This is a genomic window from Streptosporangium sp. NPDC023963 (assembly GCF_040639135.1).
Classification (GTDB): Bacteria; Actinomycetota; Actinomycetes; order Streptosporangiales; family Streptosporangiaceae; genus Streptosporangium.
Genome location: NZ_JBEZZK010000006.1, coordinates 312,264 through 329,885 on the forward strand (window position 1 = coordinate 312,264; position 17,622 = coordinate 329,885).

The following is a 17,622-nucleotide window of genomic DNA, read 5'->3' on the forward strand; positions in this document are numbered from 1 at the left end:
GGCCCGGCCGAGGGGTGGGGGCCGGGGTGTTCACCGGTCCGGGGTGTTCACGGGTCCGGGGCGATCGCCTTCCTGGCCTGTCCGGGGTCGTCGGCGGCCAGGGCGATCCGGGCGTTGTCGCGGCACCGCTCCAGGGAGTGGGCGGCGAGAGTCTCCCGTACCGTGGAGATCCCGGGCGCGGACATCGACAGGCTGCTGACGCCCAGCCCGACCAGGACGGTCGCCAGCAGCGGGTCGGCCGCCGCCTCGCCGCACACGCCGACGGGCTTGCCCGCAGCCCGCCCGGCCGCCGCGCAGTCGGCGATCAGCTGGAGCAGCACGGACTGCCAGGGATCGAGCAGGTCGGCGAGTTCCCCGTGCTGCCGGTCGGAGGCGAAGGTGTACTGGCTCAGGTCGTTGGTGCCGATGCTCAGGAAGTCGAGCTCCTCCAGCAGGCGCCCGGCACGCAGCGCGGCGGCGGGGACCTCCACCATCGCCCCGACGCGCGCGATCCCCCGGGCACGGGCCCGCCCGGCGAAGTCGGCGGCCTCGGCCACCGTCGTCACCATGGGCGCCATCACCCACGGCTCGGTCCCGGTCGCGCGGGCCGCCTCGGCGATGGCGCCGAGCTGGGTGTCGAGCACCTCGGGCCTGACCCGGGAGACCCGCAGTCCCCGTACGCCCAGCGCCGGGTTGGTCTCCTCGGCCAGCCCGAGGAACGGCAGCGGCTTGTCCGTGCCCGCGTCGAGGGTGCGGACCACGACGTGCCCGCCGGGGGCGGCGCGGAGGACCGCGGCGTAGGCGGCCACCTGCTCCTCGTAGCCCGGCTCCTCGCGCCGGTCCAGGAAGAGGAACTCGGTGCGGAACAGCCCCACCCCCTCGGCGTCCACGCCCTCGGCCCCATCCGCCCGGGGAACCCGGTCCCGCGGTGCGAGGTCGGCCGCCGAGCCGATGTTGAGCAGCAGCTTGACCGGGTGGCCGTCGGAGGTCCTGCCGGGGCCCCGGACGGCGCCCGTCCGGCGGCGGTCGGCCTTGGCTCGGCGCTGGATCTCGGCGGCGGCCCCCTCGCCGATACCGACCTCCACCTCGCCCCGCAGGCCGTCGACCGACACCCACGTCCCCTCGCCGATGTCGCCCGCCCCCCGGCAGGCGACCACGGCGGGCAGGCCGCGGGCGCGGGCCAGGATGGCGGTGTGGCTGGTCGGGCCGCCCTTCTCGGTGACGAGGGCGAGGACGGACCCGGGATCCAGGTTCACCGTGTCGGCGGGGGACAGGTCCGCGGCGACGAGGACGAACGGGTGACCCGGGTCGGGCACCCCGGGGACGGGCAGGCCCAGCACGGCCGCCACGGACCGGTTGCGGATGTCGTCGAGGTCCGCGGCGCGTTCGGCGAAGTAGCCGCCCGCCGCCAGCAGCGCGCGCCGGTGGTGGGCGCAGGCCTCGTCGATGGCGTGCGCCGCGTCCTTGCCCGACCTGATGTTCGCCTCCACGGACTCGTGCAGGCCGGGGTCGTCGGCGATGAAGGACTGCGCCTCCAGGATCGCCTTCGCGTCGGCGTCGGGCGCCTTCTCCGCCCGAGCCGCCAGCTCGGAGACCGTGGCCCGCAGCGCGTTCATCGCCCGGTCGAACTCGACGACGGCGTCGGTGACGGGGGAGGGGGCGGGCAGCTCCGGCGGGCCCGCCATCCGGCAGACCCGCCCGGCGGTCCGGCCCGGGCTCACGCCCAGGCCACTGAGCGTCTCAGCCACGGGAGGTCTCTCCGGCGCCACGGGGAGCCTCTTCGGCGTCGAGGTCGCGGGCGAGCAGCTCGGCGAGGGAGTCGAGCGCCTCGTCGGCGCCCGGTCCCTCCGCCTCGATCGTGACCTCCGTGCCGTGCGTGGCGCCCAGCGCCAGCACGGCGAGCATGCTGTTGGCCGGTACGGGCTTGCCGTCCCCGACGCGGATGCGGACGGGCATCCCCTGCTTGGCCGCGGCCTGCACGAAGATCTTCGCGGGCCGGGCGTGAAGGCCCGTGCGTGAGGCGACGACCACTGTCCTCTCCGGCATCTCCGGTTCTCCTTCTGCGCGTTCTGCGAGTGGTTCGAGTGGTTCGGTTCGAGCTTGGCGGGGCCTGGCCGGGCCCTTCCGGACCGTTGGGGGCGGCCCCTTCCGCCGGACCCGGCGGAAGGGGCGTGGGAGACCGGAGCCGGTCAGGGTTCGATGGTCACCTTGATGGCCTCGCCCCTGCTGACGATGTCGATCCCCTCCAGGACCTCCGTGAGCGGCAGCCGGTGTGTGATGAGGTCGGCGACCGGCACCGAGCCGTCGGCGATCAGCCGCAGGGCCCGGGCGTTGTGCGCCGGGCTGGACCCGTTGGCGCCGACGATGGTCAGCTCCCGGTAGTGGACCAGGTTGGAGTCGCACTGGATGATCGGGTTGTCCTTGGGCAGGCCGCCGAAGAAACTGATCCGTCCCTGGCGGGCCGCCATCCGCAGCGCCTGCTCCTGGGCGGCGCCGGAGGCGGCGGCGGTGATGACGACGTCGGCCCCTCTGCCGTCGGTCAGCTTGAGCACCTGCTCGACGACGTCCTCGCCGTGGACGACCGCGTCCGGGTGGACCAGCCCCGCGGCCATCTCCAGCCGCCCGGCGTTGATGTCGACGAGGAAGACCCGCGCCGCGCCCCGCGCCCGCGCCAGCCGCACGTGCAGGCAGCCGATCGGGCCAGAGCCCATGATCACCACATCGTCGCCCTCACCCACGCGGGCCAGTTCCTGGCCGTTGAGCACGCAGGCCAGCGGCTCGGCCACCGACGCCTCGGCGAAACCGACCCCGTCCGGGACGCGGTTGACGCCGTCGACTGCGAGGACCTTCGCCGGGATGATCATGTACTCGGCGAAACCGCCGTCGTAGTGGTAGCCCATCGACTCCTGGTTCGGGCAGACGGTCATCCGGCCCCGGCGGCACTCCGCGCACTTCCCGCAGGGAATCGCGGCGATCACCTGCACCCGGTCACCCGGGGCCCACTCGCCCGCGTCGACGGCCTCGACCACCTCGCCGGCGATCTCGTGCCCCATGACCCTCGGTGGCTTGATGTGATGGTGACCGTGCTTGAGGATCTTCGCGTCGGTGCCGCAGGTCGAGCAGTTGCGCACGCGTATCTTGATCTCGCCTGGTCCGGTGACGGGTTCCGGCGCCTCCTCGACGCGGATGTCGCGAGGGGCGTAGAAACGGGCGACCTTCACTATGCTTCGTCCTCTTCGTTCGGTTGCAGCAGCCGGACCACCTCGGCGACCTCCGTCGCCTCGCGAAGGGCCCTGGCCTGGTCGGGATCCATCAGGATCTGGGCGAGTTCGGCGAGCAGCCGTACGTGGCCGTCGCCCTTGGCGGCGATGCCGATGCACACCGTCACCCGGTCGCCGTCCCAGTCGACGCCGCCGGGAAAGCGCACGACGCTGATGGCGTCGTGCTGGACGGCGTCCTTGGCGGCCAGGGTGCCGTGCGGGATGGCGACCCCCTCGCCGACGTAGGTGGAGATCGAGCGCTCCCGTTCGAGCATGGTGTCGATGTAGGCGCTCTCCACCGCGCCGACGGCGAGCAGGGCCTCCCCGCACTGCCGGATCGCGTCGTCGCGGTCGGCGGCCGAGGCCGCCAGCCGGATGGCGCGCGGGTCCAGCGGCAGCGGCGCCGTCTCAGGCATTGACGGTGCCGCCACTCTTGATCGTGCTGACCAGCCTGGTCACCGCCGGGTCCCCGATGAAGACCTGGAACGGGATCAGCACCTTGTCCGGGGCCCCGGCCCTGGCCCGGTTCGCCAGGCCGGCGTGGCAGACCACCACGTCGGCGTCGGCGGGGATCGAGTTGACCGGGGTGTGCTCCACCTGGACGTTCTGGTCCTTCAGCTGCTTGCGGAGCTGGGTGGCGAGCATGACGCTGCTGCCCATGCCCGCGTCGCAGGCCACGACGATCTTGTGGATGTCCTTGCTCTCGATGCTGGCCATCGGTCAGGCCTCCTTGGCGACGGGTGCGGTCTCGGTCTCGGTCTCGGTCTGGGCCGGGGGTTCCCCGGGGTTCTCCTCCGCCTCGTCCTTACCCCTGCCGAAGCCGAGGAGCGCCGAGGCGACGGCGAAGGAGACGAGGGTCGCGGCGAGGACGCCGGCGATGGTGCCGAACCACCCGCCCTTGGGAGTCACCGCGAGGAAGGCGAAGATGCTGCCGGGCGACGGCGTGGCCACCAGACCGGCCCCGGTCATGAGGAAGACCAGGACGCCCGTGGCGCCACCGGCGATGACCGCGAGGATCAGCCGGGGCTTCATGAGCACGTACGGGAAGTAGATCTCGTGGATGCCGCCGAAGAACTGGATGATGATCGCGGCGGGGGTGCTGGGGCGCAGCGCGCGGGGACCGAAGAACATGAAGGCCAGGAGCAGGCCGAGTCCGGGGCCGGGGTTCGACTCCAGCATGAACAGGATCGACTTGCCCGTCTCGGCCGCCTGCGCCACGCCCAGCGGGCCCATCACGCCGTGGTTGATGGCGTTGTTGAGGAAGAGCACCTTGGCGGGTTCGATCACGACCGAGGCCAGCGGCAGCAGGTTGTTGCCGATCAGCCAGGCGACCGCGTCGCTCGCGACACGGGTGACATTGGTGACGACGGGGCTGATGGCCAGGACCCCCACCAGGGCCATGGCACCGCCGATGATGCCGGCGCTGAAGTTGTCCACCAGCATCTCGAAGCCGGCCTTGACCCGGTCGGCGACGAGCCCGTCGAACAGCTTCAGGATGTACGCGGTCAGCGGTCCTATGATCATCGCGCCGAGGAACATCGGGCTCTCGGCGCCGGCGACGACACCCATGGTGGCGACGGCGCCGACCACGGCGCCGCGCTGGCCGTGGACCATCCGCCCGCCGGTGTAACCGATCAGGATCGGCAGCAGCACCTTCACGATCGGATCGACCAGGACGGCGAACTTCTCGTTGGGCAGCCAGCCGGTGGGGATGAACAGGGCGGTGATCAGGCCCCAGGCGATGAACGCGCCGATGTTCGGCATGATCATCCCGGCGAGGTACCCGCCGAAACGCTGGATGTTCGCTCTCGCCCCGGTTCCTGTGACAGTTGGGGTGTACTCGCTCATGTGTGCTGCTCCTTCCGGGGCGGCCGGCGGGGCCGGCCAGGGGGGTGGATCCGCGCCGCTGTCAGCCCCCGGACCGCAGCGGCAGGGCAGGATCGGCTCCGGTGACGCGGACGTCGTCACGCCGGATGTGGTGCGGGGAGGGCATCCGGCTTCCCGGCAGCCCGACCGCGGCGGTCGCCCAGGCCAGCGCCTCGACCAGCGCGCTCTCGCCGCGCGCCCCGCCGGCGAGGAACCCGGCGAGCATGGCGTCACCGGCACCGACGGTGCTGCGCGGCTCGGCCACCGGGCACTGGCCGTGCCAGATCTGGTCGTCCTGCAGGAGGATCGCGCCGTCGGCGCCCAGGCTGGCCAGGACGGCGCCCGCGCCCCGGACCCGCAGGCTCTCCGCGGCCTTGATGGCGTCGCCCAGAAACGAGATGGCGATCCCGGTGGCCTCGCTCAGCTCCTCCCGGTTGGGCTTGACCAGGGCGGGGGCCTCGGCGAGCGCCGAGACGAGGGCGGGGCCGCTGGTGTCGACCGCGACGTTGATGCCCGCCTCGCCGAACCGCTCGCACAGGCGGGCGTAGACATCGGCGGGCACCTCGGGCGGGAGACTGCCCGAGGCGACCACCCAGTCCGCGGAGCTGGCCGCGCCGAGCACGGCCTCGGCGATGGTGTCGAGCTCGGCCGGCGACAGGGCCGTCCCCGGCTCGTTGATCTTGGTGACCGTGCCGTCGGGCTCGGCCAGCGCGACGTTGGACCGGGTGGTCCCGGCGACCGGGACGGTGATCATCTCGATGCCCTCGGCCGAGAGCAGGCTCACCAGCTGCCGTCCCTCGTCACCGCCGAAGGGGACGACCGCGCACGAGCGGACCCGGTTGGCCAGCAGCGCCCGGGAGACGTTGACGCCCTTGCCGCCGGGGTCGAGGTGGGCGGCGGCGGCGCGGATGACGGCCCCGCGGGTCAGCGACGCCACCTCGATCGTCCGGTCCAGGCTGGGGTTGAGGGTCAGAGTGACGATCACGCCGGGACCACCTCGATCGTACGGCCGGGGCAGAGGTCGGGGCCGGGACCGAAGCCGTGACCGGGACCGAAGCCGCGACCGGGCCCGAAGTCGGGGCCGGGGCCGAGGCCGGGGGGCAGGGGGACGGTCACGCCCGGACCACCTCCGGCCCGGCGGCGGCCATCTCGGCCGCGACCCCGGTGTCGAGCCCCGTGTCACTGATCACCACGTCGATCTCCTGGATCGAGGCGAATCGCGCCAGGTAGGTGTTGGCGAACTTGGTGTGGTCGGCGAGCAGCACGCACCGCTGCGCCGCGCCGATCATCGCCCGCTTGATGGCGGCCTCGGCCGGGTCGGGCGTCGTCAGCCCCTTGGCCACCGAGCACCCGTTGGCCGCCATGAACGCCACGTCCACGTGCAGGTCGGCGAGGGGGCGCAACGCCCAGTCGTCGACGGTGGCCAGGGTCCGGCCGCGCACCCGCCCGCCCAGCATGATCACTGTCAGGTTGGGGCGGGTGGCCATCGCCGTCGCCAGCGGCGGGGAGTTCACGATCACGGTCAGCTCCCGGTCGACCGGCAGCGCCTGCACCAGCCTGCCGGTCGTCGACCCGGCGTCGATGATGATCGCGCCGTCCTCGGGGAGTTCGGCGAGCGCCGCCTTGGCGATGCGCTCCTTCTCTCCGATCATCACCTCGTCGCGGGCGGCCAGCTCGGGTTCGAACCCCAGCCGCTCGACCGGGATCGCACCGCCGTGCACGCGCCGCAGCATCCCGGAGCGCTCCAGCGCGGTCAGATCGCGGCGGATGGTCTCCGTGGTGACGGCGAACTCCTCCGCCAGCGTCACCACGTCCACCCGGCCGACGGTCCGCGCCCGGCGCAGGATCTCCTGTTGCCGCTCCTCGGCGTACATGCTGTTGATTCACCACCGTTTCAGTGTTGTTTCAGCTTTATTTACACCCGTATGTGTTGGAACGTCAATGGGTTGACTTCCCTCCAAACCAGCATGAACATGAAAAAACCCCAGGTGTTTGCCCGGGGGTGTGGTGCGGGGTGGGAGTGACCTTCGGTTGGCCCAGATTTTGGAATGCGTTGGAAATCCTTCGGCTCCCGGCGCGGGGTGAGACAGGGGCCGGGGTTCTCCCGGTCCGGATGCTCAGCCCGGATGCTCAGCCCGGATGTTCGGTCCAGATGGCGGGCCGGAGGTTCTCCGGTGGGGGCCGGCGGCAACCCGGGTTCTCTCGGAGGCGGGAGTCGCAGGGCCGGAGACCCTGCGGAGGCGCGGATTCCGGGGATCTGGAGTCCCAAGATTCCGGGGTCTGGGGTCCAAGGTGGGGCGGGGACGTTCCGTGAAGTCGTAGTCCGTCCTGTGAGGCCATTCCGTGAAGTCGTAGTCCGTCCTGTGAGTCCGTCCTGTGAGGCCGTTCCGCCGAGACCCTCAGCCGGGGAACGAGATGTGGGCGGGCGGCACGTGGGCGGCCAGCCATACGCCGTTGGCGCTGATCCGGAACTCGTGACCCGCCCGGTGCATCTCCCCCGAGCGGACGACCAGCACGACAGGCCTGCCCCGCCGCGCGCCCACCCGGGTCGCGGTCTCCCGGTCGGGGGACAGGTGCACGGCGTGCCGGTTCATCGGCCGCAGGCCCTCCTCCCGGATGGCGCCCACGTACGCGCTCACCGTCCCGTGGAACAGGACCTCGGGTGGCTCGGCCGGGGGAAGGTCCAGGTCGACGCCTATCGAGTGGCCCTGGTTGGCGCGGATCCGGTCGCCCTCGACGGTGAAGCGCCGCTTGTCGTTGCCCGCGACCACCTGCCCGAGTTCGTCGCGGGTGATCGCGAAGCCGTGCCGCGCGGCGGCGGCCAGCAGGGCGTCCACGTCCGCCCAACCCTGCGGGTCGAGGACCAGCCCGATGCGTTCGGGCTGGTGCCTGAGGTGCTTGGAGAGATATTTGGAGACTCGAACGAGCCGTCTGTCGTCCATGGGACACCAGGATGCTGGCTCACACCGCCGTTTTCCACCGGATTCGTCCCGGCGCTTCCCGGCCTGAGCGCATACCCGGACGCCTTCGCGTGTCCGGGCGTCTTCGTGTGTCCGTGCCTTCGCGTGTCCGGACGCCTTCGCGTGTTCGGGCGCCTTCGCGTGTCCGTGCCTTGCGCCGGGTGGCCGCCCGGGGCCGGTGCGGAGCGGGCTCAGCCGTCGGCGGCCCAGCCGTGGGTGCGCTTGAGGACGGCGGCCACGCGGGCGAAACGCGCGCCGTCGAGGACGGAGCCCTCGCGGCGGATGTCGCCCTCGGCGAGGGTGAAGACCCGGTCCAGGCGCAGGTACGAGACCCGGTTCTCCCGGTCCCACTGGCCGGGGCCGATCTCCAGCCAGTCACCGGGGTCGTCACCGCCCCGGCTGGACAGCATCAGCGCCAGCAGCTTGCGCCCGTGGCGGCCGACGACCAGCAGCGGCCTGTCCTTGCCCCGGTCCGGATCCTCCTCGTAGGGGACCCAGGCCCAGACGATCTCGCCGGGGTCGGCGAGCCCGTCGAGATCGGGGGAGTAGTGCAGGGTCGCGGTCCGGTCGACGCGGCGGACCTCGCTGACCGCGCCTCGAGCCGGCCGGGGGTCCTCACCAAGATCACGCACGTGCACAGCCTATTGCAGACTCCGGACGCTTCCAAGGGGTACCGGGAGCCGGCGGAGGGAGCGCACCGCCCGCTGGCCGGGGGCCAGCAGGGCGGCCGAGATCCGGGTGGGCGGGTGCCCTGGTCCGGACCTGGTTCGAAGGACGGCTCAGCCGCCGCTCTTGCGGCGGAAGGAGCGCTTGGCCGCCGCCGGGCCGTGAGCACCGTGGATCTTCGAGGAGTTCTTCCCCTTGCCCCCGGAGCCCGCGTCCGCCTGGGCGAGCTTCTTGCGCTCCAGTGCCTCGCGGAACTTGCGCTTCAGCTCGTCGTCGGAACTTTCGGAACCTTCGGGTTCCGGCGTGACGTCAGACATTACAGACCTCCTGATCTATCGGGCGGTCCAACCCCGACCAACAGGATCATCATCCTCTCATCCGGAGCCTTCCGGCGTGCAGGCCCCCCGCTTCGGCTCTGAGAGGAAGCCCTGAGGGACTCTGAGAGGAAGCCCTGAGGGAAGGGGGGAGGAGCGGTGCGGGAAGGCCGCGTGCCGCGAGCTTCGCCGGCACGCCGTCCGGCCACGTCAGTGCATGCCCAGGGCCATCATCAGCAGCAGGCCGGCCAGGTGGCCGACGACCACGAAGACGATCACGAAGATGAAGACGAACTTCGCCGGGCCGTGCTCGAAGTGCCGGCCCTCCTTGAGGGTGGAGCGCTCGGCCTGGCGCTGGGCGATCCGTTCCTCGATCGGCTTGCTGTGAAACATGGGAATCCTTTACTCGCCGACGATTGGGGCGATAATGGTTTGTACACTAATTATCGTACTATGTCGGTTGGAGGCATGCGTGAGCGAGATGGTCGATCTTCTGAAGCTGGACCGCCAGGTGTGCTTCGCCCTGGCGATCGCCTCGCGCAACGTCATCGGGCTCTACCGGCCCCTGCTGGAGCCGATGGGGCTCACCCACCCCCAGTATCTGGTCATGCTCGCCCTCTGGGAGCGGGCACCGCTGTCGGTCAAGGAGCTGAGCAAGCTACTGAGACTCGACCCCGGTACGCTGTCCCCGCTGCTGAAGCGTCTCGAGGCCGTCGGCTACATCCGGAGGCGGCGTGACAGCCAGGACCAGCGTGTCCTGGCCGTCTCGCTCACACCGGAGGGTCACAGGCTGCGGGGCGAGGCGGAGAAGGTTCCGCCGGCGATCGTCGAGCGTCTGGGTATGAACCTGGAGGAGCTCCAGGAGCTCCACCGGTCACTGACACAGGTGATCGCCGCGGCGGACGGCGTGCATCACTGATTCGCGGAGAATCAGAGAACAGAAAGAGGAAAGACTCATGGCTGGAAGTCACGGGGGAAGCCCCAAGTCCTGGCTCGCGGTGATCGTCATCCTGCTGGGGTTCACCGTGGGGGGCGTCGCCCTGTGCCTCGGCCCCAACTGGACGTTCTTCTGGGTCGGGGCCGGGATCATCGCGATCGGCGGCGTGATCGCCCTGGTGGTCGACATCTTCTCGGACGTCATCATCGACGCGCCCCGCGTGCCGATGGACCAGGGCAACAGCTGATCAGGCCTTCTGCAGCGCCTCCTCGACGGAGGCGAAGACCTCGAAGGAGGAGCGCAGGCCGGTGATGGTGAGGATCCGCTCCAGGGTGCCGTGCACGCCGACGAGGGCGAGCCGGATGCCCAGGGTGCGGCTCTGCCGGAGCGCCAGGATCAGCTCGGCGACCCCGGTGGAGTCACAGAAGGTGAGCCCCGCGACGTCGGCCACGACCAGGGAGGGCGGCTCGGCGGCCCATGCCTTGTCCATCTCCGCGCGCAGGGCGGGGGAGTGGTGGTAGTCGAGTTCTCCGAGTGCCCGGACGACGAACGCCGTCCCGAGCAGGCTCGATGAGACAGTGAAAAAGGTCATGCTGCGCTCCTTCGCCCGCGGGTGGCAGGGCGGGCTGCCTTTTTCCTACCAGTTCCGGGGTCACCGTGCCTCGGCGGGGCCTCAAATGATCCGGTAGAGCAGCTCGGGCCGTCCGAGGCCACCGTACTGGGGCACCCGGTGTGTGATCCCGCTCTCCGTCAAATGCTCCAGATAACGGCGGGCGGTCACCCGGGAGACGCCGATCGCCGCCCCGGCGGTCTGGGCCGACAGGCCGCCGGGGGATTTGCGCAGCTCCGCCAGCACGGCGTCGAGGGTGGCCTGCGTCATCCCCTTCGGCAGGAGGTTCTGCGCCGGGCCCCGTAGCGCCGCCAGCGCGCGGTCCACCTCGCCCTGACCGCTCGCCTCTCCCACGCCCTCCACCGACGACCGGAACTCGGCGTAGCGGGTGAGCTTCTCGTTCAGCGAGGCGAAGGTGAACGGTTTGAGCAGGTACTGGGCCACGCCGACGGAGACGGCCGACCTGACCACCGACAGGTCCCGCGCCGAGGTGACGGCGATGACGTCCGACATCACGCCCGCCGCCCGCAGCGCCCGGCACACCTCCAGCCCGTGCATGTCCGGCAGGTAGAGGTCGAGCAGGATCAGGTCGACGGGGTGGCGCCGCAGGAAGCGCAGCGCGTCGCCGCCGGACCTGACCACTCCGGCCACCCGGAAGCCGGGCACCCGCTCCACGAAGACCCGGTTCGCCTCGGCGGTGATCTCCTCGTCCTCGACGACCAGTACCGAGATCATGAGGTGCCCTTCCCCCGCAGCGGCAGCCGTACGGTGAACACCGCGCCCGTCCCGTTCTCCGCCGGTCGCCCGGCGCCCGCCTCGCCCGGGACCACGCGGGCGGCCTCCGCGGTCGTGCCCGGTACGGCCGGGCCCGGCTCGAACGCCCGCCCCGCCTCGGCCGGTCCCGTCCCCGCCACCCGGCCCGGCTCGCCCGTCCCGCCGACCTCGATCGTCCCGCCCATGCGGCGGACCGCCTGGCCGACCATGGCCAGGCCGAGGCCGCGGCCGTCGCCCTTGGTGGTCCATCCCCGCCGGAAGGCCTCGCCCGCCGTCGCCGGGTCGAGGCCCTGGCCGCTGTCCGCCACGCTGATCACGAAGGTCGTCTCGTCGGCGCGCAGCCGCACCTCCACCCGCGCGGGCCGGGTGCCCGCCATGGCCGCGTCCACCGCGTTGTCCATCAGGTTGCCGACGATCGTCACCAGGTCGCGGGTGTCCAGGCCGAGGTCGTCGAGCTCGCTGTCCGGGGTGATCGACAGCTCCACCCCCCGCTCCCCGGCCTCGGCGCTCTTGCCCAGCAGCAGCGCGGCGAGCACGGGCTCGCGCACGGCGCCCACCACCCGGTCGGTGAGCTGCTGCGCGGCCTTGATCTCCTCGGTCGCGAACGCCACCGCCTGCTCGGCGCGGCCCAGCTCGACGAGGGTGATGACCGTGTGCAGCCGGTTGGCCGACTCGTGCGCGGCGGCCCGCAGGGAGTCGGCGAAGCCGCGCTCGGCGTTGAGCTGCCCGGTCAGGGACTGCAGCTCCGTGTGGTCGCGAAGGGTGACCACGGTGCCGAGCGAGCGGTTGCCGGAGCGGACCACCGCCGCGTTCACCACCAGCGTCCGCTCCCCGGTCATGTGGATCTCGTCGGTACGGTTCTCGGTCGCCGCCAGCCGCTCGCCCAGCGAGGGGGGAAGGCCCAGCCGGGTGACGTGCCTGCCGTTCACCTCGCCCGTCAGGCCCAAAAGCTCCCTGGCGCCGTCGTTGCAGAGCGTCACCGTGCCCGCGTCGTCGACGAGCAGCAGTCCTTCCCGTACGGCGTGCAGGATCGCGTCGTGGTACTCGTACATCCGGCTCAGCTCGGCGGGGCCCATCCCGTGGGTCTGGCGGCGCAGCCTGGCCCCGACCAGGTAGGTGCCCGCCCCGCCGACGGACAGGCCGAGCAGGCCGATCAGCACGGCGCCGGTGATCTGCCCGCGGAGCCTGACACTGATCTTGCTGATGGTGATGCCCCCGCTGACCAGGGCCCGCACCTCGCCGCGGGCGTCGCGGACCGGGGCGACGGCGCGGACCGAGGGGCCGAGCGTGCCGGTGTAGGTCTCGGTGAAGACCCGCCCGGCCAGGGCGGGCGCGGTGTTGCCGAGGAAGCGGCGGCCGATCTCGGCGGGGTTGGGATGCGTGTAGCGCACGCCGTCGAGGCTCATGATCGTGATGAAGTCGACCCCGGTCTCCCGCCTCACCCGTTCCGCGTACGGCTGCAGGGCGGCGGGGTCGCCCAGGGAGGCGAGGACGGAGGGGGAGTCGGCCACGCTGACGGTCACCGCCCTTGCGGTGCCGGTGGCCTCCTCGACGAGCAGGTCGCGCATCTGCAGGAACGCCAGCAGGGCGCCACCGGTCACGGTGACGCCTACGACGACGATCTGGAGGGCCAGCATCTGCCTGGCCAGGCTCCAGTCGCGTATGCGTCTGGGAAGTTTCCGCAAGTTCACGAACGAAATGTACGCAATGGTGACTTAGATCACAGGGCCGGAGATAGTCGCTCGACCGGATTTTTCCTCTAGCGCGTGGAGCACGCATGAGCGCGGCCCGAGACAAAACACATTACCTGTACATCGCCGTCATCGTCGCCGTGGTCGCGGGTATCGCGATCGGGTTCGCGGCCCCCGACGTCGGCCTGGCCCTGAAGCCGCTCGGCACCGCCTTCGTCGCCCTGATCAAGATGATGATCAGCCCCATCATCTTCTGCACCATCGTGCTCGGTGTCGGGTCGGTCACCAAGGCCGCCAAGGTCGGCCGGGTCGGCGGCCTCGCGCTCGGCTACTTCATCGCCATGTCGACCGTCGCGCTGGGCATCGGCCTGCTCGTGGGCAACCTGGTCGACCCCGGACAGGGCCTGCAGCTCACCGACGAGCTCCGCAAGGCCGCCGAGGCCGAGGCGGCCAAGGGCGGCGAGACCGACACGGTGTCGTTCCTGCTCGGGATCATCCCGACCACGCTGGTGTCGGCGTTCACCGAGGGCCAGGTGCTGCAGACCCTCCTGGTCGCGCTGCTCACCGGCTTCGCCCTGCAGGCGATGGGCGAGCGCGCCAAGCCCATCCTGAACGGCATCACGCACATCCAGCGGCTCGTCTTCCGGATCCTCGCCATGATCATGTGGGCCGCCCCGGTCGGCGCCTTCGGCGCGATAGCCGCGGTCGTCGGAGCCACCGGCGTCGACGCGCTCAGGAGCCTCGGCGTCATCATGCTCGCCTTCTACCTGACCTGCGTGCTCTTCGTGTTCGTCATCCTCGGCCCGATGCTCTGGCTGGTGGCGCGGATCGGCCTGTTCTCGCTGCTGCGCTACCTGGGCAGGGAGTTCCTGCTGATCCTGTCGACCTCGTCGTCGGAGTCGGCCCTGCCCCGTCTGATCGCCAAGATGGAGCACCTCGGCGTGAGCAAGCCCGTCGTCGGCATCACCGTGCCGACCGGGTACTCCTTCAACCTGGACGGCACGGCCATCTACCTCACCATGGCCACGCTGTTCGTCGCGAGCGCCACCGGCGCCCCGCTCGCCTTCGGCGAGCAGGTCTCCCTGCTGGTCTTCATGATGATCGCGTCGAAGGGCGCCGCCGGGGTCACCGGCGCGGGCCTGGCCACCCTCGCGGGCGGCCTGCAGTCCCACCGCCCCGACCTGGTCGACGGCGTCGGCCTCATCGTCGGCATCGACCGCTTCATGTCCGAGGCGCGGGCGCTGACCAACTTCGCCGGCAACGCGGTCGCCACCGTCCTGATCGGCACCTGGACGGGCGAGTTCGACCGGGAGCGCGCGACCGAGGTGCTGGCGGGCAAGGCGCCGTTCGACGAGACGACCCTCCTCGACGACGAGCACGGCGACGACACCCCGCCGCCCCCGCCGCCCGCCTCGCGGTCGGACGACCCGGCCCTGTCACCGGTGTAGCCGGTGTAGCCGGTGTAGCCGGTGTAGCCGGTGTAGCCGGTGTAGCCGGTGTAGCCGGTGTAACCGGTACAGCCGGGGTCGACCGGCGTCGACCGGGGCCGGTGTGGCGACGGCGGCCCTCCGGCGGGCGTACGGGCCGGTGGCGGACACTCCTCGCCGGGGAGCGTCCGCCACCGGCCCGTACGCGTGAGGGCGGGCGCACCGCCCGTACGGCCGCCGGCTCACCGGCCGGTCCCGGCGAGCCGGCGGCGTTGACACCCCTGCCGCCGCGCCCTAGTTTGTGCAGGCTCAGACGATCTATCGAGAAATCGAAGGGGAGCGGTGGATGGCCGTCATCGATGCCCACCAGCACTTCTGGAACCTGGAGACGGGCTCCTACTCCTGGCTGACGCCGGAGGCGGGACCGCTCTACCGCACCTTCGCCCCCGAGGAGCTCATCCCGCAGCTCGCCGCCACCGGTGTGGAGCGGACCGTGCTGGTCCAGGCCGCCGACACCTACGCCGACACCGACGCGATGCTGGCGCAGGCGGACGCCCACGACTTCGTCGCCGCCGTGGTGGGATGGGTGCCGCTGAACCGGCCCGACGAGGCGGCCGGGGCGCTGGAGCGCTACCGCAGGCATCCGAGGTTCGCCGGGGTCAGGCATCTCATCCACGACGACCCCGACCCCGACTGGGTCGTCCAGGACACGGTGGTCGAGAGCCTGGGCCTGCTCGCCGCGGCGGGGCTCCCGTTCGACGTGGTCGCGGTGCTGCCCAGGCACCTGGAGCACGTGCCGTTCCTCGCCGAGCGCGTCCCCGGGCTGCGGCTGGTCATCGACCACCTGGCCAAGCCGCCGATCAGGGAGAAGGGCTGGGAGCCGTGGGCGTCGCTCATCGCCCGCGCCGCCGAGCATCCCAACGTGTACGGCAAGGTGTCCGGTCTCAACACCGCCGCCGACCCCGAGACCTGGACGGCCGAGGACCTCCGCCCCTACGTCGACCACGCGCTCGAGGTGTTCGGCCCCGATCGGCTGATGTTCGGCAGCGACTGGCCGGTGGCCGTCCTCGCCGGTGACTACGCCAAGGTCTGGGAGGAGACCGGCGTGCTGCTGTCAGGTCTCGACGGGGCCGGCCGGGACGCCGTCCTCGGCGGCACCGCCGCGCGCTTCTACGGCATCGAGGTCTGACCTCGCCCGCCCCGTTCTCGGGCCGGGCTCCGTCCTCAGGCCGGTTCGCGCAGGAATCCGATGCTCGCCGCGAGGCCGCGGAGGTCGACACCGAGGCCGCGCAGGATGGAGACCGAGGCGTTCGAGGAGTCGGCCAGCAGGCCCTTCAGCAGATCCTCGCCTGTCACCTCGGAGCCGGTACCGGCGCCGGTGCCGGAGGTGTGCAGGGCGACCTCGACGACCTTCCTCGCCCTGGCGGTGAGGAGCAGGTCACCGGCCGGCCCGCTGAGCGTCACGTTCAGCGGGCGCAGCCGTGAGCGCGTCAGCCGCCACGCCAGGGGATCCGTCCGCCGGGCCGGGAGGCGCCGCCTGATCTCGTCCAGGTCGACGCCGATGGCGGCCAGCAGCTCGCGGTCGCCCGCCCGGCCCCTCGCGGCCTCGCGGTCGCGGATCTCCGCGCCGACCGCCTCGGGGGTGACGGCCTCCGCGCCGGCCACCCCCGGGGTGACGGCCTGCGGGGTGGCCGCGAAACCCGCCGCCGGCCACGACTCGGCCAGGGCGAGCAGGAGCATGTCCTCGTCGAGCGTGGTGCGGCCGTGGTCGAGCGACAGCAGTCCGGCGCGGACCGTGGTCCGCCGGGCCTCGGGGGTGAATCTCGCGAACATCGTCAGCTCCCGCCCTCGGTGATTCGGTGTGCGTGCTTGCGGTGTGCCGTCTGCCGCCTGACTCCGAGCGCCGCGGCGATGACCTCCCAGGACGAACCCCGGTTCCTGGCCTCGATGACGTGCGCGGCCTCAAGCTCCTCCAGGAGCCTGCGCAGTGCCGCCACGGCCGCCAGCGCCACCACCGGATCCTCGCCGTCGACGGCCTCGGCGAACTCGCTCAGCGATCCCATGCTGTCAGCATAAGCTGACAGATCCGGTTCTGTCAGCATTTGCTGACGGAATTTCGGCGCCTCGCCGGCTGTCCTGCCGCGTGTCTCGCCGAGCGCCCCGCGGGGTATCTCGCCGAGCGCCTCGCCGGTACCCCTCGACGCCTCCTGGTGCTCCCGGTGCTTCGCAGCGTTCCGGGCGGGGACGCGCTAGCGTGCAGGGGTGGACAGGATCTTCACCGTCGAGGAGGCGCGGGCGCTCATGCCCGTGCTGCTGGAGCGGGCCGCCGCGTTCGTGGCGATGCGGGGTGACCTGGCCGAGCTCGCGTACGAGCTCCGCAGCACCGGCACCTCCGAGGCCGGCGGGCTGGCGGAGGCGAAGGCCTACGAGGCCAGGCTGGAGGAGATCCTCGGCTGGTTCGAGGAGCGGGGCATCGAGGTCAAGGGTGTCGCGCCCCTGCTGGTCGACTTCCCTTCGGTGCTCGACGGGGTGCGGGTGCGGCTGTGCTGGCTCGAAGGGGATCGCGAGCTGGTGTGGTACCACCGGGACGAGCTCGGCTTCGCCGGCCGCAGGCCCCTTCCCTGACCGTTCCCTGACCGCGATCCCCGGGAGCCCGGCTACTCGATCACGAGCTTGACCGGGATGTTGCCCCGGGTGGCGTTGGAGTAGGGGCAGACCTGGTGGGCGGCCTCCACGAGGGCGGTGCCGGCCTCGCCGTGCAGCTCGTCGGGGAGCTCGACGCGCAGCGTCACGGAGAGCGCCAGGCCCTTGCCTTCCTTGACGAGACCCACCTCGGCGGTCACCGAGGCCTCGGAGACGTCGGCCTTCTGCTTGCGGCCGATCAGCTGGAGCGCGCTGGCGAAGCAGGCGGCGTACCCGGCCGCGAACAGCTGCTCGGGATTGGTGCCCTCGCCGGAGCCGCCCATCTCCTTCGGCGGCGTGAGGGCCACGTCGAGACGCTTGTCGGACGAGACCGCCCGTCCTTCCCTGCCGCCGGCGTTGGCGGTGGCGATGGCGGTGTAAAGCGTGCTCATCTGGATCTCCTTCTCGATTGCGGGCAACTCAATTGTGTGCAATTTAGTTGGTAGCAGTCAAGTT

24 protein-coding genes are annotated in these 17,622 nt (G+C 71.6%); 5 read left to right on the forward strand and 19 right to left on the reverse strand.

The genetic code is table 11. The features are described 5' to 3' along the window. Window positions 1-47: 47 nt before the first annotated feature. The 13 genes from ptsP to AB0F88_RS21250 all read right to left on the reverse strand — a co-directional run bounded on the left by ptsP (window position 48) and on the right by AB0F88_RS21250 (window position 9,438). On the reverse strand, window positions 48-1,727 hold the full coding sequence (gene ptsP, locus AB0F88_RS21190) for a phosphoenolpyruvate--protein phosphotransferase (RefSeq protein ID WP_362686342.1): 1,680 nt from the start codon (window positions 1,725-1,727) through the stop codon (window positions 48-50). After that, on the reverse strand, window positions 1,720-2,025 hold the full coding sequence (locus AB0F88_RS21195; protein ID WP_362686345.1) for an HPr family phosphocarrier protein: 306 nt from the start codon (window positions 2,023-2,025) through the stop codon (window positions 1,720-1,722). The genes ptsP and AB0F88_RS21195 overlap by 8 nt, the downstream gene beginning before the upstream one ends. Window positions 2,026-2,168: 143 nt before the next feature. Continuing rightward, entirely contained in the window at window positions 2,169-3,200 is a 1,032-nt protein-coding gene (locus AB0F88_RS21200; protein WP_362686348.1) for a zinc-dependent dehydrogenase, read from the reverse strand. Next, complete coding sequence (locus tag AB0F88_RS21205; RefSeq protein ID WP_362686351.1) at window positions 3,200-3,655, reverse strand: PTS sugar transporter subunit IIA; 456 nt, start codon at window positions 3,653-3,655, stop codon at window positions 3,200-3,202. The genes AB0F88_RS21200 and AB0F88_RS21205 overlap by 1 nt, the downstream gene beginning before the upstream one ends. Further along, window positions 3,648-3,956: a PTS lactose transporter subunit IIB gene (locus AB0F88_RS21210; protein ID WP_344744158.1), complete on the reverse strand. Its 309-nt coding sequence runs from the start codon at window positions 3,954-3,956 to the stop codon at window positions 3,648-3,650. The genes AB0F88_RS21205 and AB0F88_RS21210 overlap by 8 nt, the downstream gene beginning before the upstream one ends. A 3-nt stretch (window positions 3,957-3,959) precedes the next feature. Continuing rightward, a complete protein-coding gene (locus AB0F88_RS21215; protein ID WP_362686354.1) occupies window positions 3,960-5,087 on the reverse strand; it encodes a PTS mannitol transporter subunit IICB in 1,128 nt (375 codons plus the stop codon). Between the two features lie 61 nt (window positions 5,088-5,148). After that, window positions 5,149-6,090, reverse strand: coding sequence for a 1-phosphofructokinase (gene pfkB / locus AB0F88_RS21220; protein WP_362686357.1), 942 nt, complete (start codon window positions 6,088-6,090; stop codon window positions 5,149-5,151). Further along, entirely contained in the window at window positions 6,087-6,221 is a 135-nt protein-coding gene (locus AB0F88_RS21225; protein WP_362686359.1) for a hypothetical protein, read from the reverse strand. Before AB0F88_RS21225 ends, pfkB begins: the two co-directional genes overlap by 4 nt. Next, on the reverse strand, window positions 6,218-6,979 hold the full coding sequence (locus AB0F88_RS21230) for a DeoR/GlpR family DNA-binding transcription regulator (RefSeq protein WP_344744161.1): 762 nt from the start codon (window positions 6,977-6,979) through the stop codon (window positions 6,218-6,220). The genes AB0F88_RS21225 and AB0F88_RS21230 overlap by 4 nt, the downstream gene beginning before the upstream one ends. 525 nt (window positions 6,980-7,504) lie before the next feature. Then, complete coding sequence (locus tag AB0F88_RS21235; RefSeq protein WP_362686362.1) at window positions 7,505-8,047, reverse strand: RNA 2'-phosphotransferase; 543 nt, start codon at window positions 8,045-8,047, stop codon at window positions 7,505-7,507. 209 nt (window positions 8,048-8,256) lie between these two features. Next, complete coding sequence (locus AB0F88_RS21240; RefSeq protein ID WP_362686364.1) at window positions 8,257-8,697, reverse strand: type II toxin-antitoxin system PemK/MazF family toxin; 441 nt, start codon at window positions 8,695-8,697, stop codon at window positions 8,257-8,259. A gap of 147 nt (window positions 8,698-8,844) precedes the next feature. Beyond that, the gene (locus AB0F88_RS21245) at window positions 8,845-9,048 is read right to left on the reverse strand and encodes a DUF5302 domain-containing protein (RefSeq protein ID WP_350967627.1); all 204 of its coding nucleotides are present in this window, start codon (window positions 9,046-9,048) and stop codon (window positions 8,845-8,847) included. 207 nt (window positions 9,049-9,255) lie between these two features. Next, a complete protein-coding gene (locus tag AB0F88_RS21250; protein WP_362686367.1) occupies window positions 9,256-9,438 on the reverse strand; it encodes a hypothetical protein in 183 nt (60 codons plus the stop codon). Between the two features lie 88 nt (window positions 9,439-9,526). Here AB0F88_RS21250 and AB0F88_RS21255 point away from each other — a divergent pair, with 88 nt between their 5' ends. Both AB0F88_RS21255 and AB0F88_RS21260 read left to right on the forward strand, forming a co-directional pair. Then, window positions 9,527-9,964 (forward strand): MarR family transcriptional regulator, encoded by a 438-nt coding sequence (locus AB0F88_RS21255; protein WP_362686739.1) that lies wholly within the window; start codon window positions 9,527-9,529, stop codon window positions 9,962-9,964. 37 nt (window positions 9,965-10,001) lie between these two features. Continuing rightward, on the forward strand, window positions 10,002-10,229 hold the full coding sequence (locus tag AB0F88_RS21260; RefSeq protein WP_362686370.1) for an HGxxPAAW family protein: 228 nt from the start codon (window positions 10,002-10,004) through the stop codon (window positions 10,227-10,229). Here the strand turns inward: AB0F88_RS21260 and AB0F88_RS21265 are convergent, their stop codons facing one another. The 3 genes from AB0F88_RS21265 to AB0F88_RS21275 all read right to left on the reverse strand — a co-directional run bounded on the left by AB0F88_RS21265 (window position 10,230) and on the right by AB0F88_RS21275 (window position 13,057). Further along, window positions 10,230-10,574, reverse strand: a complete 345-nt coding sequence (locus AB0F88_RS21265; RefSeq protein ID WP_362686373.1) for an anti-sigma factor antagonist — start codon at window positions 10,572-10,574, stop codon at window positions 10,230-10,232. An 81-nt stretch (window positions 10,575-10,655) separates the two neighbouring features. Continuing rightward, entirely contained in the window at window positions 10,656-11,327 is a 672-nt protein-coding gene (locus AB0F88_RS21270; protein ID WP_362686376.1) for a response regulator, read from the reverse strand. Then, entirely contained in the window at window positions 11,324-13,057 is a 1,734-nt protein-coding gene (locus tag AB0F88_RS21275; protein ID WP_362686379.1) for a sensor histidine kinase, read from the reverse strand. The genes AB0F88_RS21270 and AB0F88_RS21275 overlap by 4 nt, the downstream gene beginning before the upstream one ends. A gap of 86 nt (window positions 13,058-13,143) precedes the next feature. Here AB0F88_RS21275 and AB0F88_RS21280 point away from each other — a divergent pair, with 86 nt between their 5' ends. After that, window positions 13,144-14,505: a cation:dicarboxylase symporter family transporter gene (locus AB0F88_RS21280; protein WP_362686381.1), complete on the forward strand. Its 1,362-nt coding sequence runs from the start codon at window positions 13,144-13,146 to the stop codon at window positions 14,503-14,505. Window positions 14,506-14,830: 325 nt separating this feature from the next. Continuing rightward, window positions 14,831-15,673, forward strand: coding sequence for an amidohydrolase family protein (locus tag AB0F88_RS21285; RefSeq protein WP_362686384.1), 843 nt, complete (start codon window positions 14,831-14,833; stop codon window positions 15,671-15,673). Window positions 15,674-15,708: 35 nt separating this feature from the next. On the opposite strand, the gene AB0F88_RS21290 is transcribed toward AB0F88_RS21285, so the two are convergent. Continuing rightward, window positions 15,709-16,317 (reverse strand): Clp protease N-terminal domain-containing protein, encoded by a 609-nt coding sequence (locus AB0F88_RS21290; protein ID WP_362686387.1) that lies wholly within the window; start codon window positions 16,315-16,317, stop codon window positions 15,709-15,711. Between the two features lie 2 nt (window positions 16,318-16,319). Next, the gene (locus AB0F88_RS21295) at window positions 16,320-16,547 is read right to left on the reverse strand and encodes a helix-turn-helix domain-containing protein (RefSeq protein ID WP_362686394.1); all 228 of its coding nucleotides are present in this window, start codon (window positions 16,545-16,547) and stop codon (window positions 16,320-16,322) included. 199 nt (window positions 16,548-16,746) lie between these two features. Here AB0F88_RS21295 and AB0F88_RS21300 point away from each other — a divergent pair, with 199 nt between their 5' ends. Next, the gene (locus tag AB0F88_RS21300; protein ID WP_362686397.1) at window positions 16,747-17,109 is read left to right on the forward strand and encodes a DUF2203 domain-containing protein; all 363 of its coding nucleotides are present in this window, start codon (window positions 16,747-16,749) and stop codon (window positions 17,107-17,109) included. Between the two features lie 32 nt (window positions 17,110-17,141). Here AB0F88_RS21300 and AB0F88_RS21305 read toward each other — a convergent pair whose 3' ends face one another. Continuing rightward, window positions 17,142-17,558, reverse strand: a complete 417-nt coding sequence (locus tag AB0F88_RS21305) for an organic hydroperoxide resistance protein (protein WP_362686400.1) — start codon at window positions 17,556-17,558, stop codon at window positions 17,142-17,144. Window positions 17,559-17,622 lie beyond the last annotated feature (64 nt).

Excerpts from the sequence above, each read along its gene's own strand:
- AB0F88_RS21235 (WP_362686362.1), bottom strand. The coding sequence starts at position 8,047 with ATGGACGACAGACGGCTCGTTCGAGTCTCCAAATATCTCTCCAAGCAC.
- AB0F88_RS21215 (WP_362686354.1), bottom strand. The coding sequence starts at position 5,087 with ATGAGCGAGTACACCCCAACTGTCACAGGAACCGGGGCGAGAGCGAAC.
- AB0F88_RS21205 (WP_362686351.1), bottom strand. The coding sequence starts at position 3,655 with ATGCCTGAGACGGCGCCGCTGCCGCTGGACCCGCGCGCCATCCGGCTG.
- AB0F88_RS21270 (WP_362686376.1), bottom strand. The coding sequence starts at position 11,327 with ATGATCTCGGTACTGGTCGTCGAGGACGAGGAGATCACCGCCGAGGCG.
- AB0F88_RS21245 (WP_350967627.1), bottom strand. The coding sequence starts at position 9,048 with ATGTCTGACGTCACGCCGGAACCCGAAGGTTCCGAAAGTTCCGACGAC.
- AB0F88_RS21195 (WP_362686345.1), bottom strand. The coding sequence starts at position 2,025 with ATGCCGGAGAGGACAGTGGTCGTCGCCTCACGCACGGGCCTTCACGCC.
- AB0F88_RS21255 (WP_362686739.1), top strand. The coding sequence starts at position 9,527 with ATGGTCGATCTTCTGAAGCTGGACCGCCAGGTGTGCTTCGCCCTGGCG.
- AB0F88_RS21305 (WP_362686400.1), bottom strand. The coding sequence starts at position 17,558 with ATGAGCACGCTTTACACCGCCATCGCCACCGCCAACGCCGGCGGCAGG.
- AB0F88_RS21250 (WP_362686367.1), bottom strand. The coding sequence starts at position 9,438 with ATGTTTCACAGCAAGCCGATCGAGGAACGGATCGCCCAGCGCCAGGCC.
- AB0F88_RS21280 (WP_362686381.1), top strand. The coding sequence starts at position 13,144 with ATGAGCGCGGCCCGAGACAAAACACATTACCTGTACATCGCCGTCATC.
- AB0F88_RS21210 (WP_344744158.1), bottom strand. The coding sequence starts at position 3,956 with ATGGCCAGCATCGAGAGCAAGGACATCCACAAGATCGTCGTGGCCTGC.
- AB0F88_RS21260 (WP_362686370.1), top strand. The coding sequence starts at position 10,002 with ATGGCTGGAAGTCACGGGGGAAGCCCCAAGTCCTGGCTCGCGGTGATC.
- AB0F88_RS21295 (WP_362686394.1), bottom strand. The coding sequence starts at position 16,547 with ATGGGATCGCTGAGCGAGTTCGCCGAGGCCGTCGACGGCGAGGATCCG.
- AB0F88_RS21290 (WP_362686387.1), bottom strand. The coding sequence starts at position 16,317 with ATGTTCGCGAGATTCACCCCCGAGGCCCGGCGGACCACGGTCCGCGCC.
- AB0F88_RS21265 (WP_362686373.1), bottom strand. The coding sequence starts at position 10,574 with ATGACCTTTTTCACTGTCTCATCGAGCCTGCTCGGGACGGCGTTCGTC.
- AB0F88_RS21285 (WP_362686384.1), top strand. The coding sequence starts at position 14,831 with ATGGCCGTCATCGATGCCCACCAGCACTTCTGGAACCTGGAGACGGGC.
- AB0F88_RS21230 (WP_344744161.1), bottom strand. The coding sequence starts at position 6,979 with ATGTACGCCGAGGAGCGGCAACAGGAGATCCTGCGCCGGGCGCGGACC.